At 60.7% G+C, this 16570-nt stretch carries 14 protein-coding genes; 3 read left to right on the forward strand and 11 right to left on the reverse strand.

Annotation, left to right across the window (positions count from 1 at the left end; genetic code table 11):
- The first annotated feature begins 1 nt into the window (after position 1).
- Genes ACJJVH_RS33435 through ACJJVH_RS33445 form a run of 3 tightly spaced genes read left to right on the forward strand, consistent with a single transcriptional unit; the run spans position 2 to position 3530 of the window.
- Positions 2 to 1525: an ABC transporter ATP-binding protein gene (locus ACJJVH_RS33435; protein ID WP_412066596.1), complete on the forward strand. Its 1524-nt coding sequence runs from the start codon at positions 2 to 4 to the stop codon at positions 1523 to 1525.
- Entirely contained in the window at positions 1522 to 2622 is a 1101-nt protein-coding gene (locus ACJJVH_RS33440; protein WP_113384716.1) for an ABC transporter permease, read from the forward strand. Before ACJJVH_RS33435 ends, ACJJVH_RS33440 begins: the two co-directional genes overlap by 4 nt.
- A complete protein-coding gene (locus ACJJVH_RS33445) occupies positions 2619 to 3530 on the forward strand; it encodes an ABC transporter permease (protein WP_412066597.1) in 912 nt (303 codons plus the stop codon). Before ACJJVH_RS33440 ends, ACJJVH_RS33445 begins: the two co-directional genes overlap by 4 nt.
- 186 nt (positions 3531 to 3716) lie before the next feature.
- On the opposite strand, the gene ACJJVH_RS33450 is transcribed toward ACJJVH_RS33445, so the two are convergent.
- The 11 genes from ACJJVH_RS33450 to ACJJVH_RS33500 form a co-directional block, all read right to left on the reverse strand.
- On the reverse strand, positions 3717 to 5048 hold the full coding sequence (locus ACJJVH_RS33450) for an NAD(P)/FAD-dependent oxidoreductase (protein WP_113404581.1): 1332 nt from the start codon (positions 5046 to 5048) through the stop codon (positions 3717 to 3719).
- 63 nt (positions 5049 to 5111) lie between these two features.
- A complete protein-coding gene (locus ACJJVH_RS33455; protein ID WP_412066598.1) occupies positions 5112 to 6284 on the reverse strand; it encodes an NAD(P)/FAD-dependent oxidoreductase in 1173 nt (390 codons plus the stop codon).
- 83 nt (positions 6285 to 6367) lie between these two features.
- Positions 6368 to 6715, reverse strand: coding sequence for a cupin domain-containing protein (locus ACJJVH_RS33460; protein ID WP_113384719.1), 348 nt, complete (start codon positions 6713 to 6715; stop codon positions 6368 to 6370).
- Between the two features lie 15 nt (positions 6716 to 6730).
- Positions 6731 to 8053 carry an NAD(P)/FAD-dependent oxidoreductase gene (locus tag ACJJVH_RS33465; protein WP_412066599.1) on the reverse strand — a complete coding sequence of 441 codons (1323 nt, stop codon included), beginning with the start codon at positions 8051 to 8053 and terminating at the stop codon, positions 6731 to 6733.
- A 143-nt stretch (positions 8054 to 8196) separates the two neighbouring features.
- On the reverse strand, positions 8197 to 9363 hold the full coding sequence (gene solA, locus ACJJVH_RS33470) for an N-methyl-L-tryptophan oxidase (RefSeq protein WP_412066600.1): 1167 nt from the start codon (positions 9361 to 9363) through the stop codon (positions 8197 to 8199).
- A gap of 74 nt (positions 9364 to 9437) precedes the next feature.
- Positions 9438 to 11108 carry an ABC transporter ATP-binding protein gene (locus ACJJVH_RS33475; protein ID WP_412066601.1) on the reverse strand — a complete coding sequence of 557 codons (1671 nt, stop codon included), beginning with the start codon at positions 11106 to 11108 and terminating at the stop codon, positions 9438 to 9440.
- Positions 11105 to 11980, reverse strand: a complete 876-nt coding sequence (locus ACJJVH_RS33480) for an ABC transporter permease (RefSeq protein WP_112794627.1) — start codon at positions 11978 to 11980, stop codon at positions 11105 to 11107. Before ACJJVH_RS33480 ends, ACJJVH_RS33475 begins: the two co-directional genes overlap by 4 nt.
- A gap of 10 nt (positions 11981 to 11990) precedes the next feature.
- Positions 11991 to 12941 carry an ABC transporter permease gene (locus tag ACJJVH_RS33485; protein WP_113360120.1) on the reverse strand — a complete coding sequence of 317 codons (951 nt, stop codon included), beginning with the start codon at positions 12939 to 12941 and terminating at the stop codon, positions 11991 to 11993.
- A 61-nt stretch (positions 12942 to 13002) separates the two neighbouring features.
- Positions 13003 to 14658 (reverse strand): peptide ABC transporter substrate-binding protein, encoded by a 1656-nt coding sequence (locus ACJJVH_RS33490; RefSeq protein ID WP_412066602.1) that lies wholly within the window; start codon positions 14656 to 14658, stop codon positions 13003 to 13005.
- 242 nt (positions 14659 to 14900) lie between these two features.
- A complete protein-coding gene (locus tag ACJJVH_RS33495) occupies positions 14901 to 15587 on the reverse strand; it encodes an SDR family NAD(P)-dependent oxidoreductase (protein WP_113360123.1) in 687 nt (228 codons plus the stop codon).
- A complete protein-coding gene (locus tag ACJJVH_RS33500) occupies positions 15584 to 16126 on the reverse strand; it encodes a MarR family transcriptional regulator (protein WP_162746706.1) in 543 nt (180 codons plus the stop codon). Before ACJJVH_RS33500 ends, ACJJVH_RS33495 begins: the two co-directional genes overlap by 4 nt.
- Between the last annotated feature and the right edge of the window lie 444 nt (positions 16127 to 16570).

Raw genomic sequence — 16570 nt, forward strand, 5'->3', positions numbered from 1 at the left:
CATGACCATCCCGCTCCTGTCGCTGCGCGGCATTTCCAAAAGCTATGGCCAGGTCCATGCCAACCAGCATATCGATCTGGATGTAGCACCGGGCTCGATCCATGCTGTCCTCGGAGAAAACGGCGCCGGCAAATCGACCCTGATGAAGCTGATCTACGGAGTCGAACAGCCGGACGACGGAACTATCGCCTGGCATGGAAAGCCGCTCAGCCTTGCCTCCCCCGCGGAGGCGAGGCGTACCGGCATCGGGATGGTCTTTCAGCATTTCTCCCTGTTCGAGAGTCTGACGGTTGTCGAAAACATTCGCCTGATCGTCTCCGGCCGCCGGGCCGAACTCGTGCGGCGCATCCGTACGCTGGGCGATGAATTCGGACTTGAAGTCGATCCGCTGGCCCATGTGCATGAGCTGTCGGTCGGCGAGCGGCAACGGGTGGAAATCATCCGCTGCCTGATGACCGATCCAAAACTGCTGATCCTCGACGAGCCGACATCGGTCCTGCCGCCGCAAGCCGTCGAGAAGCTGTTCGATACGCTGCGTCGGCTGCGCGACGGCGGCGTATCGATCCTCTTCATCTCGCACAAGCTGGAGGAGATCCAGTCTCTGTGCGACCGTGCCACGATCCTGCGCGGTGGGCGCGTGACCGGGCATGTGGATCCGCGCGAGCATGACGCCCATGGTCTCGCCCGCATGATGATCGGCCGCGACATGCCGGAAGCAATACCCGCTTTGCCTATGGTCGAGGGCGAAAAGCGCCTGGAGATCATTGGCCTCGATTACCGGCCGGACGATCCTTTCGGCATACCGCTTGCCACCATCAGCCTCAGCGTGCGCAGCGGCGAGATTCTGGGCATTGCCGGCATTTCGGGAAATGGACAGAAGGAGCTTGCCGCACTGGTTTCGGGGGAAACAACCCTGCCCCGCGACAGGCGCGACCAGATCTTCATGATGGGACGGGATGTGGGCAATCTCGATGCCGCCAGTCGGCGAAAGCTCGGCTTTGCCTTTGTTCCGGAGGATCGGCTCGGGCACGGCGCGGTTCCCGAAATGTCGCTGACGCTCAATAGCCTGCTGACGGCCCATCCCTTGAAGCTCGTCAAGCATGGCCTCATCGACAATACGAAGGCAACCGGCTTCGCAAACGAATGCATCCGGGATTGTGACGTGCGCACGCGCGGTCCGGAGGCTGAAGCCGGGTCGCTTTCGGGGGGAAACCTGCAGAAATTCATCGTCGGCCGCGAAATCATGCTCGCTCCGAAACTGCTGTTTCTTGCGCAACCGACCTGGGGCGTCGATGTCGGCGCGGCCTCCGCCATTCGCAAGCGGCTGATCGAGCTGCGCAATCAGGGCATGGCAATTCTCGTCATATCGGAAGAGCTCGAGGAATTGTTCGAGCTCAGCGACGTCATCCAGGTCCTTTACCACGGCACGCTGAGCCCGCCACTTGTCACCCGCGATACGAAACCCGAAGACATCGGCCGGTACATGATCGGTGCGCAGCCTCAACGCGAAAAGGTATCCGCATGAGCAGCTCCTTTTCCGCAGTCCTCCCCGCTCTGGTCCGCCGCGATCGAGCCTCGTTCGCGGCAAAGCTGCTCGCGCCGCCGATCGCCCTCATCGTCACCATCGCACTCAATCTCGGCCTTTATATCGTCATGGGTCATGATCCGGCGGCCGTGATCTATGCCATGCTGATCGAACCATTCATCTCATGGGCCTCATTCTCGGAAGTGTTGCTGAAGACCGGCCCCCTGCTTCTGATCGCACAGGGGCTCGCAATCGGCTTTCGCGCGAAGGTCTTCAACATCGGCGCCGAAGGCCAATTCATTCTTGGCGCAATCTTCGCCTCCGCCATACCCATCTGGATGCCGCAGGCAACGGGCCAGTGGATGTGGCCCGCAATGCTGCTGCTCGGCACCCTCGGCGGCGCTCTATGGGCATCTCTCACCGCCTTCTGGCGCGTCAGGTTCAACGCCAATGAAATCCTCGTCTCGCTGATGCTAAGCTTCGTTGCCGCGCAATTGCTCAACTATCTTCTTCTCGGCCCGTGGAAAGACCCGAACGGCTTCAATTTCCCGCAATCGGTCATGTTCCAGTACGATGCGACGATACCGATCCTGTTTGAGGGAACCCGCGTCAACGTCTCGCTTATCCTCGCTGCCGCTCTGTCGGTCGCGGCATGGATCTTCATGCAGAAGAGCTTCGCCGGGTATAAATTGCAGGTCGGCGGCCTGGCTCCCCGGGCGGCGAGCTATGCCGGCTTCAAGGAGAGCTGGGCAATCTGGCTTTCGCTGATCCTTGGCGGGGCGGCGGCCGGACTTGCGGGTGCGGCTGAAGTGGCCGGCCCGCTTGGTCAGCTCCAGCGGTCAATTTCGACCGGATATGGGTACGCGGCAATCATCGTTGCCTATCTTGGCGGCCTCAACCCGATCGGCATCGTCATCTCGGCGATCGTCATGGCAGCGCTCTATATCGGTGGCGATAACGCCATGGTCTCCGCCAATCTGCCGATCGCAGCCGTCCGCGTGTTTCAGGGCAGCCTGCTCCTCATCTATCTCATCGCCGTCGCCTTCGTGCGCTATCGCATCGTCTGGCGTCCCATATCCGTTCGGAGCGCATCATGAGCGCCATCGAGTTCATTCTTGCCGGCATGCTGGCAGCCGCAACGCCGTTTCTGCTGGCAGCCCTGGGCGAACTCGTCGCTGAGCGCGCGGGCGTCCTGAACCTCGGCGTGGAAGGCTCGATGGCAGTTGGCGCCGCCATTGCGTTCATTGTCGTTTATCATGGCGGCGGCCATTTTCTCGCTTTCCTTGCGGCCGGTTTCGGAAGCGCGCTCCTCTCCATGATTTTTGCCGGTGTCACGCTGGGCTTCAACGCGAACCAGGTTGCAGCCGGTCTTGCGCTCGGCATTCTCGGCCAGGGCCTCTCCGCGCTGTTCGGCAAGAATTATGAGAGCCTGACCGTCACGACGCTGCCAAAGATCGCAATTCCCGGGCTTTCACAAATTCCGGTCGTCGGAGGCCTCTTCAGCCAGGATATCGTCGTCTGGATCTCGCTCGTCGTGACGATCGGCATATGGGCGCTGTTTGCCTATAGCAAAGTCGGTCTTATCCTCCGCGCCGTCGGTGAAAATCCGAAAGCCGCGCACGCCATCGGCTATCCCATTGTCTCGATCCGCTTCGCCGCAGTTACGTTCGGTGGCATGATGGCCGGCTTTGCCGGTGCCTATGCCTCGACGATCTACACGCCGCTCTGGGCGGACGGCATGATCGCCGGGCGGGGCTGGATTGCCATTGCCCTCGTTGTCTTCGGAACCTGGCTGACATCCAGGATTTTCCTGGGTGCCTGCCTGTTCGGTGCGGTATCGCTGATGGGGCTTGCGGCACAGGCGACCGGACTTTCCGTCCCATCGCAATTGCTTGCATGCCTTCCTTATCTCGTGACGATTGTCGTCCTCGGCATCATCTCCGCGGATCGCCGCTTGCTAAGGCTCAACGGCGTCGCGTCGCTCGGCGAGCCGCTTGAGCGGTAAAATGGCATAGGACGGCTTATCGGCCCGGCGGACGACAGCAGGGTTGCAATCGCATGCCGTTGCAGGCTGCATATGACCGCCGGGATTGCCGTCGGTCGCGCAACGGACAATAAACCATTCTGCTCGACAAGACGGCGGCGCTATTCGAGTGCCATGCCGGAGAAACCCCGCTTACGGGTTCCGCTTTCAAAAGCCGCTGATGATACTGATTTTCGATCCATCGCTGAAGCGGCTGAAGCGGAAATCGTGGGGATCGACGAGCGGCGGCGCGCCGGTGACGAGATCGGCCATCAGCCGGCCCGCAGCCGGGCCGATGCCGAAACCGTGGCCGGAGAAACCGGTGGCAATGTAGAAGCCGGGCGTCTGCTCCACCGGCGAAATGACGGGGACGGCATCCGGCGTCACGTCGATCTTGCCGGCCCATCTTTGCGCGACCTCCGCCTTCTCGAAGGCCGGAAACGCCTTGCGCAGGTTGGCGAGCGCCTTGTCCTGAAGGTCGAAGGACGGCTTCGGATCGAGGACGCGGCAATATTCGAAGGGGGATGCCTCGTCCATCTTCCATCTTCTGGGGATGCGCATCTCGTCGACAAACGCCATTCCTCCTCGCAGGATCAGCGAACGCCACTCGGCCCCCAGTGCCGGCAGGAAATCACGCAGGAAGCGGAAGCTGTCGGGAACGACATCGACGATGTTCTCCAGGCCGTTGGCGACCGTGTAGCCGCCGTCCTGCCGCTTGCGGATGGCAAAGCCGTTCGTCCAGATCGCCGATTCCGGCCCGCCTTCGAAAGGCTTAGTGCGCACCACCGAGTTGATCACCTTCAACTGCGGCAGCCTGATGCCGGCATTGCCGGCAAAGAGGCTCGACCAGGCGCCGCCGGCAAGGACGGCCGCATCGCAGGCGATATATCCTCTCTCGGTGAAGACGCCGCAGACCTTGCCCGCCTTCAGGTCGATGCCGCGCACGGCGCATTCGGTGAGAACATGCGCACCGCGGTCGCGCGCGCCCTCGGCGATAGCCGGCGCTGCCCGTTGCGGTTCCGCCCGGCCATCGACCGAGGTGAAAAGCGCCCCCTTGATATCCAGCCGCGAACCGGGGTTCATCGCCGCGAATTGCTCGGGCGTCAGCATCCTCGTGTCGATCTGGTAGCCTTCGAGGTTCTTCATCCAGCTGCGATTATCCTCCACCTCCTTCTCCGTCAGGCAGGTGAAGGTGATGCCGGCACGGTTATAGCCGACGTCGCGGCCGAGCTTTTCGTTCAGGCCGGGCCATATGCGCAGCGCCTCGGCCATCAGCGGCACTTCGCGCGGGTCGCGGCGCGTGATCCGCACCCAGCCCCAGTTGCGGCTGGACTGCTCGTGGCCGATCCCGCCCTTCTCGCACAGCGCCACCTTCAGCCCGCGCTCTGCGAGCTCCAACGCCGTCGAGGCGCCGATGATACCGCCGCCAATGACGACGACATCGACCTTTTCCGGAAGGTCGGTATCTCCATGGAACGGGACGACAAAAGGACCGGGCATTGCGATGAGGCTCCGTGATTGAGGAATGTGCAGAGTGAAGAGGATGCTTTACGGGATCGGCGGCTAGCCGTGAAGCTCCAGCCGGCCGCCGGCGGCGGTATCGCGGAAGCGGTCAAAGGTGAAGGAGGACAAATCGTGACAGGGCGCGCGGCCGCTGACCAGATCGGCGAGGATCCGCCCGGTTACCGGACCGAGGCAGAAACCGTGGCCGGAAAAGCCCATGCCGACGACGAGACCCTCGATGCCGGGAACGCGGTCGAGAACGGGTATTGCATCCGGCGTCAGATCAAGAAGCCCCGCCCAGCACTCCTCAATCGGCGTCGCGCCAAGGCCCGGAAGCAGGTGGTCGAGTTTCTCGATGATCTCCCGCAGGCTGGACAGCGGTGGACGGATGACCGGCCGCGGGCCGGCATCGGTCTGGACCGTATCCATGACGCCGTTCCAGGCAAGCGCGCCGCTGGTGATCCGCAGCCGGCCGTCGGCCTGCTGGCGCCCGGCCCAGTCGCCCCCGGAGACGCCGATGACCTGCTCCAGGACCAGCGCGATCGGTACGCTGCGGATGACGGCGACCATCGGCGTCTCGATGGGTACGGAGACCCCAAGCGGCTTCATAAGTTCGTTGCCCATGACGCCTGCCGCCAGAACGACGCCGTCGACGGCCATGCTGCGCGCGGATGTCCGCACACCGCTCACCTTGCCGGCCGTGACACCGATCGCCTCGACCTTTTCCGCCATGACGATCGTGACGCCGATCCGCTTCAGCGCGCCCATATAGGCCGCGCTTGTCGCCTGCGGATCGGCATGACCGTCCGTGGCGCAGAAGGACGCCCCGACGATGCCGGGCGAAACCGCCGGCGCGATGGCGCGCACATCGGCATTGCCGGGCAGGAAGGTAAGATCAAGCCCCGAGGCCTGCTGGCTGGCGACCATGGCGCGAATCTGCTCATACTCATCGGCATTACGGGCGAGCCGCAGGTTTCCCTTGCGCCTGTATTGCGTCGGGGCGCCGAGTTCTTCATGCAGCGTCCGCCAGATTTCGACCGCCTCCATCGCCAGCGGAAGCTCTGCCGGATGGCGTCCGGATTGGCGTACGCCGGCAAGCGTCCAGCCGGACGCCATGGCGGCGGGTCCGAACCGGTCGATCAAGGCGACCTTGGCGCCGCCCTTCGCCAATGCATAGGCCGTCGCGACGCCGGTGATGCCTGCGCCGATAACCGCAACGTCGAATTTATCCATCTTGCGCTCCTGCTGATTGGCCTGTCGCCATGGCGTGTCCATAGAGGTCGGGCCGCATGTCATCCACGCGGCCCGGCATGCCGTCAAGCCTTCGGAACCACCATCGCAAATTTGCGGAAAGGCTTTAGAACCTCGAGCGAAATCGGAGCGTTGACCGGCACGTTGACGATATCGCCGGGACCGATCCTGCGAACGTCTCCGCCAGCAATTCGGCAATCCGCCTCGCCTTCCATGACGACGAAGCTTTCGGCGAGCGGGCGGGCCGGATAGGCGTAAAGGCCCGGCTGCGCGCTCCAGACGGCGACCTTGGCGGCCGCATCGGCCTCGCCCTCGTCCACCCAGATCATGCGGCGCCAGGATCGTGCGCCGTTGGTGGCGACTGCCGCCTCGCTGCGGCCGGCCTCATCGTCTATACGCTGATAGATGGTCATGTCCTGTCCTTTCCCTCAGTGGTGCGGCGGGAGTTCGATATTGCCGCGTTTGCTCATGAAATTGTCGACGATACGCATCTCGCGCAGCTTGTAGTTGGGCGCATAGTCCATCCAGCGCGGCGCCTGATGCAGCGGTTCGATGCGCAGGTCCAGGTCGTTTTCGGGCATGCCGACGGCCCAGTCCGACAGGATGCCGCCAAGCATCGTGCCTGTCGGCACGCCGCGCCCGGAAAGACCGGTCAGCGCGACGACACCGGGCGCCAATCCGTACAGCCGCGGCACGGTGCGGTATTGCATGTCGAGTTCGCCGAACCAGTAATAGTCCCAGGTAATCTCCTCGCTGATCTGCGGATGAAGCCATTTCAGCTTGTCGGCCATGACTTTTTTCGTATAGGCGGCGTCCCTGCCCCGCTGGCCCAGGATGAACATGGAAGCGACGATGCGGTTGTCGGCCGTCCACTTGTAGCAATAAAAATCGCCGCGCCCGTCGATCATCGAATTGTTGCGTGGCAGCACGCTCTCCCGCGTCCGATCAGAAAGGCGGTTGGTGGCGCAGACATAGATCGGCAGAATGCGATAGCTTTTTTCGAGGCCGGGCCAACCGGCCACCGTGTAGGCGCCGGTCGCAAAGATCACCTTGTCGGCAATCACATGGCCGCTGTCGCTCCTGACCTTCCACTTGGCACCCTGCCGCTCGCAGTTGTTGGCGGGTGAGCCGGTATGGAGAGCGACCCCTTCGGAGATGGCCGCATGCGCCAGGCCACGGGCATATTTCAGCGGATGCAGATGGGCGCCGTCCTCGTTGATCCAGCCGCCATGCATTCGTGGCGAGCCGGTGATGGCGATCGCCTCGTCGCGGTCGAGCATGCGCGTCTTCGCGCCGACGGCATTGTAGCTTTCGGTCTTGTGCTGCAGCGCCGGAATGTGCCCGGGCCGCATCGCCCCGATGACCAGGCCATTCTGCACCCACTCGCAGTCGATGCCATACCGGTTGATATATTCGCGGGCCTTGTCCGCAGCCCGCGTCTGACGCCGGATCAGCCGCTCGGCCCAAGGTTCGCCCAACAGCGAGCGCACCTTTTCAAGGGTATAGTAGGAGAAGGTGGGACTGCAATGGCCGGCATTTCGACCGGATCCGCCGTAACCGGCCTCCTGCCGCTCGATGAGGGCAACCGACACGCCTTTGCGGGCAAGTTCGATCGCGGTCGTCAGACCCGTATAGCCGGCGCCGACGACACAGACGTCGGCGGTCTTTTCGCCGGCGAGCCTCCCGGTTTCCGGGGCCGGCGGAGCCGATGCGTACCAATAGGATTCATCGAATGGAGCAAAGCGTGTCACATGAAGTCCCCTCAGAAAGTGAATACTGGCATTCCCGGCGCGTGCGGCCGCTTGCGACCGAACGCGTAAGGATTTGGCGGCGAGCGCCGTCATCCGTGAACGGGTTCAACCCGATCCGCGGCGATGGAAAGTGATTGCTGGTTTCATGGCGCCATCGCGTCGCACGGGATGGCGCCGAAGGGTCCGAGCTTCGGTGATTTGAAGATCGACAGGTCGTGTTCGGTTTTTTCCTCCAGCGCCAGTTTCGCGGCAATCTCGCCGAATATCGGCGACAGCTTGAAGCCATGCCCGGAGAAGCCGTAGAGCGTCACCAGGTTGGAACAATCGGGATGGGTGTCGATGACCGCGTTGCCGCTCTCCGTCCAACTGTCCATATAGGCGCCGATGCGGACAGGATCGGGAATGACGCCGGGCAGATAGTCCCTGATCATCCGCCGCCAGCGGACGAACCATTCCGGGCTGACGTTGCGGTCGAGCTTCGCGGCATCGTCGAAGATGCCATGCGATCCGTTTCGAGCGACCTTCATCGTATCGCCGTCGATGATCGGCCACGCGCAGAAATCGAGGCCGCCCGAAAGACGCAGGAGGACGGGAAAGACATCGGCGCGAAACCGAGCGTCGTTTTCCGTGCGATACCAGGCAAGCACGATCCGCACCAGCTTGTGGCTTTCGGCGGTTGCAGGAAGAAGATGGCGTGTCCACGGACCCAGCGTCAGCACGAGCTTTCGCACACGCCATTCCTTGGTATCGGAGCAGACCGTCGCTCCATCCGCCCCGAACTGAATGTCGCGGATCGGCGTATATCGGTGCAGCACGGCCCCCAGCGCTTCGGCGCGCCGTGCGGCTGTCATCGTTGCGCGATCCGGACGCACATAGCCGGCCCAACGGTCAAGGACGGCAACTTCGCCGCGGTCAAGCGTATGAACGGGATATCGCTCCTTCACCTGGACTGGAGACAGGACTTCGTGGTCGATCTCGTAGTCGCGGCAGGAGGCAATGACATTGCTCATGTAGTCGCTGTCTTCGTGCGCGATCGACAATGCGCCGACGAGATGGAGAAGGTCGATCCCGGTTTCGCCCTCGAGCTCGCGCCAGAGTTCACGCGATTTGATCAATAACGGAACGTAAGCAGGTCCCTCCTTGTAGGCCGTCCTGAATATTCGGCTTTCGCCGCCGCAGGCGCTCTGGTCGTGGCCGGGGGCCAAACGATCCCATCCCAGAACGCTCACGCCGCGTTTGGCGAGACGCCAGGCGGTCATACATCCCATGGCTCCCAGCCCCACCACGCCGATGTCGGCATCATACGTCATCGCTCCGTCTCCTGTTCCCATTGGCGCGCTGGTCGTTTCAGCGATTAAATTTCGTTGCCTGATCGCAATCACTCTCAAGACGACGAGGTGCGCCATCCCGGAATGGCCTGAACGAGGGTCTGCGTGTAAGGATCTCTTGGTGCCTCAAACAGCTCGTATGCGGGCGCAAACTCCACGATGCGGCCGTGCTGCATGACCGCGATCTGATCGCAGATCTGGCTTGCGACACGCAGATCGTGGGTGATAAAGAGCATCGCCACGCGGGTTTCCTGCTGAAGCTCCGCCAACAATTGCAGCACTTGAGCCTGGATGGAAACGTCAAGCGCGGACACGGCTTCATCGGCAATCAGCAAGAGAGGATTGAACATGAGCGCCCGGGCAATGCCGATGCGCTGGCGCTGACCACCCGAAAACTCGTGCGGGTAGCGATCCATTGCCTGTTCCGGCAAGCCTACCCGCTTCAAAAGCCTGAATGCGTTGTCCCTGGCTTCCGTGCGTGACATTCCGAAGGTCATCGGACCGCAGGTCAGGGAATGCTCGATCGAATGGCGAGGGTTGAGTGAGGCAAACGGATCCTGAAAGACCATTTGGATATAGGGCCGTTTCGCCCGGAATCGCGATTCCTTCATCGGCACGATATCGTCGCCGTCCAGAATGATGCGGCCGGAATCGCTATCGAGCAGTTTCATCACCATCCGGCCGAACGTCGACTTGCCCGATCCGGATTCGCCGACGATGCCGACGGTTTCACCTTTTCTCAGCGTCAGGCTGACGCCCTGAACCGCATGGACGACGCGCGTCCTGCCAAACAGGCCCCCCTTCGTCCTGAAAGACTTGCACACGCCTTGGACATCGAGCACGACGGGACTATCCTCCCGGACGGCAGGCTTCGGCTCGGTGCGCATCGTCGGTATCGCTGCCAGCAACCGTTGCGAATACGGCTCTCTGGGGGCACGAAGAACCTGTTTGGCGAGCCCCTGTTCGACAAGCCGGCCCTTCTCCATGACGATCACCCTGTCGGCGATATCGGCGACCACCCCGAAATCATGAGTGATGAACAGGACAGACATTTTCTTCTGGCGCTGCAGCCGCCTGATGATGTCCAGAATTTGCGCCTGCGTGGTGACGTCGAGTGCAGTGGTCGGTTCGTCCGCGATGAGGATATCGGGGTCAAGCGCGAGCGCCATGGCGATCATGACCCTCTGGCGCTGACCACCCGACAGCCGGAATGGATATTGATGCGCGATCGTCGGCGGATTTGGCAAACCGACCATCTCGAGCAATTCGATCACACGCGTCCAGCGGTTGAATTGCGCAGCCTCAGGATGGGTGAGCATGACCTCCTCGATCTGGCGGCCGATCGTCATCAACGGATTGAGCGCCGAAAGCGGGTCCTGGAAGATCATGGACACGACGCGACCGTTCAGGCTCGTGCGTTCCCTTTCCGTCGATGCCGTGATGTCGCGGTCGTGCAATCTGATCGTTCCGCTCTCAATCTTGAGCGGCGGCGGAAGAAGCCCCATGACCGCATTGGCGGTCACGGATTTTCCCGATCCGGACTCTCCGACGATGCAAAGGATTTCACCGGACTCGAGCGTAAAGGATATGTTCTCGATTGCGTATGGCCGATCGGCAATATGCGGCAGGGAAACGGAGAGATTATCGATGGTCAGCACGGCCTTCACAAGACCCTCCGCTTTCGGGGCTGCAGCCTCAGTTTCGTGATTGGCGAGCAGGGACATCATTTCACGTCACCCCGCACATCGAGGGCATCACGGAGACCGTCGCCGATGAAATTGAAGCCGGTTACAGCCAGCGTGATCGCAATCCCCGGCACGATCGCAAGCCAGGGCGCGGTCTGAAGATACTGCTGCGCTCCGTTCAGCATATTTCCCCAGGAGGGCAGCGGCGGCTGAATGCCGTAGCCCAGGAAGGAAATATAGGCCTCCAGCAGGATTGCATTGGCAATCGTCAGCGTCGCCGAAACAATGACCGGACCCATGACGTTCGGCAGGATTTCACGGAACATAACCCGGTTCGGCGTGAGACCGAGCATGGTTGCGGCCAGCACGAACTCCCGATGCCGCAGGGAGCGAACCTCGGCGTCCACGACGCGTGCCACCTGCATCCAGCTGGTTGCGGCAATGATGGCGGTGATCATGAGAGGACTGGGCTTGATGAAGGCGGCGAGCGTCAGCATCAGGAAAACGCTGGGATAGGCCAGAAATCCATCGACGATGCGCATGAGCACCGCGCCGACCCGGCCGCCGTAGTAACCCGATATGGTCCCGACGACCGTTCCGACAATCGTCGAGATGACCATCGCCGCAACCCCCGCTGCCAGCGAAACGCGACCCGCCATGAACAGGCGCGCGGCAACGTCACGCCCGAGCGGATCGGTCCCGAAAATATGCGCGCCTGAAAACGGCGGTGCGTTTCTGGCTCTGAGGTCGATATGAAGCTGGTCGTATGGGATCAGGCCCGGTCCGAACACACTCGCAAGGATCAGCAGGCAGACGACCACGAAGCCGATGACCGCCAGTTTATGGCGCATGAAACGTGCAAGGACACGGTTGCCCGATCGCGAGGGAACGAAAACATCTGTGGTTATTGCCATTGTTCTGCCCTCACGCCAGCCGTATCCGAGGATCGATGAAGGCCGTCAGAACGTCGGCCATGAAACTGCCGAGAACCGTCAGGATCGCGGAGAACATCAGCAACCCCATGATCACGGGGTAATCGCTGTAACCCAGGCTGTCGAGAAACAGGCGCCCCATGCCCGGCCAGGTGAAAACCGTCTCGGCCACGAGAGCACCGCCGAGAAGCTGCGGCACCTGCATTCCGGCAAGCGTAATCATCGGCAACATGGCATTCCTGGCTACATGCCGTCGCATGATCGTGCGCTCGGCAACACCCTTCGCCCGTGCGGTCTTCACGAATTCCTGTCCTATCGCCTCGAGCATCGAGGAGCGCATGTAGCGGCTCCAGATTGCGATGTTGACGAGCGCGAGAACGACCGAGGGAAGGACGAGGTGATGCAGATAATCCAAGGCGGATTCATCGCCCACCGTGTACATGTTGCCGGCCGGGAACCAGCCGAGATCGAGCGAGAATATATAAATCGCCACCAAACCGAACCAGAAGGTCGGGATCGAGAGCGCGATCATGGTGCCGATCGTCGCGGTATAATCGAAGATAGAATAGCGCTTGATGGCGCTCTTCATCCCGATCCACGTACCGAGGCCGATCGCGATGGCGGTCGAGCTTCCCATCAAGAGCAAGGTTGCGAACAGATGTTCTGCGATGATTGCAAGAACCGGACGCCCGTCTCGGAACGACCGCCCCCAATCGCCGCGAACAAGGCCCCAAAGCCAATCGAAATATTGGACCAGGATGGGGCGGTCCAGCCCCATCTGATGTGCAATCCGATCCAGATCCGCCTTGCTGATGCCGGGTGTGAGTGCGAACTTCGACATCGGCCCGCCCGGAGCCAGCATCAATATGCAAAAGCCGATCAGCGAAATAACGAATAGCAGAACAAGGCTCTGGCCCAATCTGCCGAGCAGGAAACGCGCCATAAGTCGATCTCCGTTTTAGCTAAGGCTGGGAATGGTCGGGCCTTTCGGCCCGACGGACAGTTTAGCTCCAACGCCAGCGATTGACGTTCCACGTATCGATGCGCACGTTCACGTTCGGAACCATGCCGTCGAAGCCCTTCTTGTAGCCCCGCAGATCCGTGAACTGATACAGCGGCAGGAACGGAAGCTCTTCGCGTACGATCTCCTGCATCTTGAGGTAGATCTTCTTGCGTTCATCCGGAACGAATACCTTCGCGCCGTCGGAAAGGAGCTTGTCGATCTCCTCGTTCTTCCACTGCCAGGTGTTTTGTCCCGAACCGCCTTGAGCCGGAATGGACTTCGAGCTGAAATAGTCCGCGGTGTCGGGGTCTCCGCTGGTCAGGAAGACGATGCCGGCGATTGCGCTCTGGAATTGCGACATCATCCAGTTGTCGCCCCACATGACGGCAGGCGGCAAATTGCGGATCTTCATTTCAACGCCGATCTGCGTAAATGTCTGCTGAATGAACTGCTGCATCTGTTCGCGAAGATGATTGCCTGATGTGGTGGAATTCTCGAACGAAAGGCGCAGGCCATTCTTGGCGCGCACGCCATCGGCGCCTTTCGCCCACCCGGCTCCATCAAGGAGCGCGTTTGCCTTGTCGATATCGAATTCGTGCTTCGGCAACTCCGCATTGTAGTAGTAGCCCTGCTGCGGCATGTAGCTTTCGGTTTGAGCCGGAAGGCCATAGTAGAGCGCATCAATGATCGACTGCTTGTCGATTGCGAGATACAGGGCCTGGCGCACGACCTTGTCCTGAAATACAGGCAGACCGAGATTCAACGAGAATGTCTCGACCGGACTGCCGGGTGCCTTGACGACCGTGCGATCAGCCAGCTTGGATGCCTCGTCGTAATGTTCCGCGCTGATTCCCTGCAGGCCGGTCACATCGATGTCGCCCGTCTTGAACTGCGTGTACATCACGGTCAGATCCGGGATGTATTTGACGATCAGGCTTTGAACGTGAGGGCCATCACCGTAATAAGAACTATTGGCCTCAAGCTCGATGTAATCGCCGGCAACCCGCTTCTTCCATTTGTATACGCCAGTACCAATCGGAGCATTGTTGAAGGGGGTGTTGTTCAGATCGGCCTGACCATCGAATGCATGCTTCGGCACGATAAATGTCGATGCGAGGATGGATGCATAAGGAGCATAGGGCTTGTCCATCGTCCATGTCAGCTCCGTTGGAGAGACGACTGTGAGATCCCGTACCAGTTCATGCCCCGTATGCCGCCAGCTATTGAACTTCGGATTGACAAGAAGCTCGATCGTAAACTTGACGTCTTCGGCCGTGAACGGCTTGCCATCATGCCAGGTCACGCCATCGCGCAGCTTTACCCGCCAGGTCAAGCCGTCTTTGGAAATACCGCCATTCGCGACAGAGGGCACTTCTGCCGCCAGGCAGGGAAAGAACTCTCCCTTTTCATCGATGCCGAAGAGAGGATCGAAGATCGCAAAGTACACACCTTCATCGACTTCGATGTGGAGAAGGTGCGGGTTGAACACCGTTGGCTCCTGCGAGAAGCCCAAGACTATTTGCCCTTTCGGAGCCTCCTTCGCTCTGGCTGTCCCTGCACTGAATAGGCCAGGCATCGCAGTTCCTGCAGCGCCAATGCCTAGCATCGCGAGCATTTGACGTCTGCTCGCATGAAACGGACTGTTGGTCGATGTCATCTCTGTTCCCTTTTATTATAGAGTTTTCGCACGACGTGTCGTTGCACGGCACTATCCCCGTCCAAAGCGCGGACGAGGCATTTCCTGCTCCCAGGGAGAAAGGCAAACGCCTCTCAAGGTCAGTTTGCACAGCAGCGTGCCATGCCTGACTTCTGTTATGGACGAACATCCGAAATAGCTTCGGCTGTATTCGGATTTCCAACTGCATTCCGCACGCTACTCATTTCGGAGCGTGCAAGATCCTAGAACGACTGCTCCGCCCTGCAATTCACGGCGATTTCCGCGACACTTGCCCGGTTCGGCAGATTGATGGCCATGGCGACGAGATCGGCGATCTCGCCAGGGGTGGTCATGTCCGCCATGTCCGGCATCAACGACCGCCCCATGTCCGTCGAAACGAAACCCGGGCAAATTGCAGTGGCACGAATTCCCTTATCAAAGCCCGATTGACGCAATCCGTGGGCTAGAGCGACGGCGGCATGCTTGGTTAGTGCGTAGGCCGACGATTGCGGGGATGCCACTCGCTTGCCCGACAGCGAGGCGACGATGACAATGCGCCCGCTTCCCGATTTGGCAAGCGCTGCAAAAGCCGCGCGAGCCAGGCGTTGCGGCGCCCGTACGTTGACGGTCCACATTGCGTCGAGATCCTCGTCGTCGATCTCGACCACCGACTTGGGGATCATCACCCCGGCATTGGCGATGACTGCATCGATACGTCCGAACCGGTCGAGGGCGGCCCCCACCCAGGACTCCTCGCCACCCTTGGCAGCATCATAGGCGACCGTCTGGACGTTATGGTCACTCCAATCCTCCAGGCCACGCCGCAAACCGAGAGAAACAGCCCAGCCGTCGGCCAAAAGCCGTTCGGCAACCGCCCGCCCGATTCCTCTTCCCGCCCCGGTAACGAGAGCAACCCTGCCTTCTTTCATGGCTGGCCTCCTGGTGGACGCGGCGTCATGACCAAACGCCAGTAGATCTTTCTGAGCAGGGTCATAGCCTGATCGTATTCATCGTCTGAAATGTCGGCCAGAAAACGCCGGGAATCCCGGACGCGCTGACGAATCTCGCCCAGCAGACTCTCTCCTTTTTCCGTGATGAAGAGAGACCAGGAACGTGAGTCCTTGCGTCCGGCCTTGCGATAAATCAGACCGGCCTTTTCCATCCCCGTCAGCAGGCGCGCGATCTCGGCCCTATCCTTCGAACTCACCTGCGCAATGACCGAAGGATGTATGCCGGGATATTTGCTGATCAGGAACAAAGCCGTCACCTTGCCTGTACCCCGCATCTCATCGATATCGCTGATCCGCGCATCCCAATCGCGGCTGACCTCGATACTTAAGCTACGCACGAAGAAGCTGAACGTGTCGTTCAGTACATCGAGATCCAACGCCTCCGGTGACAGAACCAGTCCCTCACCCGGCCAAAGCTCTTCCTGTCTTTCGCCGTCTCCAGGCAATTGCGCCTCCATTTGATTGACTAACTCAACTACATTATGATTGAGGATGTCAAGTACCCTGCCCCTGAATCGCATATTTTTTGTCTTTCATCGAAGACTGATGATTTTCTGAGCAGGAATGTGATCGGCTGATAAAGGACAAGCTTCCTCGGCCTGCCAAGCGTCTGAGCGAACGCAAATTGCAGTGCTGGCCATCATGCTTGCAGCCATGGCGATAGGGATCGGTGCCATCACAAGGCTGCCCTGCCCGCGCCGCTCTGCTCGGTCCGATGAAGACCTGCAAACGCTCGTGCTGTCCTTCCGCCGCTATATCGGCGATCGGCCGGCATCGATGGTAAAGTGATCCCGCCGCTGGCAGACCTTGCGACGACAACAGGACTTTGCGTCCTGGCAACTCACCGGGCTATCGGCTCCCGGACTATTATGACATGCGTCCGCATCGGCTCGGGCGCGGAC

The organism is Rhizobium sp. SYY.PMSO, assembly GCF_046840415.1.
Classification (GTDB): domain Bacteria; phylum Pseudomonadota; class Alphaproteobacteria; order Rhizobiales; family Rhizobiaceae; genus Rhizobium.

Excerpts from the sequence above, each read along its gene's own strand:
- ACJJVH_RS33455 (WP_412066598.1), bottom strand. The coding sequence starts at position 6,284 with ATGGATAAATTCGACGTTGCGGTTATCGGCGCAGGCATCACCGGCGTC.
- ACJJVH_RS33445 (WP_412066597.1), top strand. The coding sequence starts at position 2,619 with ATGAGCGCCATCGAGTTCATTCTTGCCGGCATGCTGGCAGCCGCAACG.
- ACJJVH_RS33460 (WP_113384719.1), bottom strand. The coding sequence starts at position 6,715 with ATGACCATCTATCAGCGTATAGACGATGAGGCCGGCCGCAGCGAGGCG.
- ACJJVH_RS33440 (WP_113384716.1), top strand. The coding sequence starts at position 1,522 with ATGAGCAGCTCCTTTTCCGCAGTCCTCCCCGCTCTGGTCCGCCGCGAT.
- ACJJVH_RS33490 (WP_412066602.1), bottom strand. The coding sequence starts at position 14,658 with ATGACATCGACCAACAGTCCGTTTCATGCGAGCAGACGTCAAATGCTC.
- ACJJVH_RS33450 (WP_113404581.1), bottom strand. The coding sequence starts at position 5,048 with ATGCCCGGTCCTTTTGTCGTCCCGTTCCATGGAGATACCGACCTTCCG.
- ACJJVH_RS33480 (WP_112794627.1), bottom strand. The coding sequence starts at position 11,980 with ATGGCAATAACCACAGATGTTTTCGTTCCCTCGCGATCGGGCAACCGT.
- ACJJVH_RS33435 (WP_412066596.1), top strand. The coding sequence starts at position 2 with ATGACCATCCCGCTCCTGTCGCTGCGCGGCATTTCCAAAAGCTATGGC.
- solA (WP_412066600.1), bottom strand. The coding sequence starts at position 9,363 with ATGACGTATGATGCCGACATCGGCGTGGTGGGGCTGGGAGCCATGGGA.
- ACJJVH_RS33475 (WP_412066601.1), bottom strand. The coding sequence starts at position 11,108 with ATGATGTCCCTGCTCGCCAATCACGAAACTGAGGCTGCAGCCCCGAAA.
- ACJJVH_RS33495 (WP_113360123.1), bottom strand. The coding sequence starts at position 15,587 with ATGAAAGAAGGCAGGGTTGCTCTCGTTACCGGGGCGGGAAGAGGAATC.
- ACJJVH_RS33500 (WP_162746706.1), bottom strand. The coding sequence starts at position 16,126 with ATGGAGGCGCAATTGCCTGGAGACGGCGAAAGACAGGAAGAGCTTTGG.
- ACJJVH_RS33485 (WP_113360120.1), bottom strand. The coding sequence starts at position 12,941 with ATGGCGCGTTTCCTGCTCGGCAGATTGGGCCAGAGCCTTGTTCTGCTA.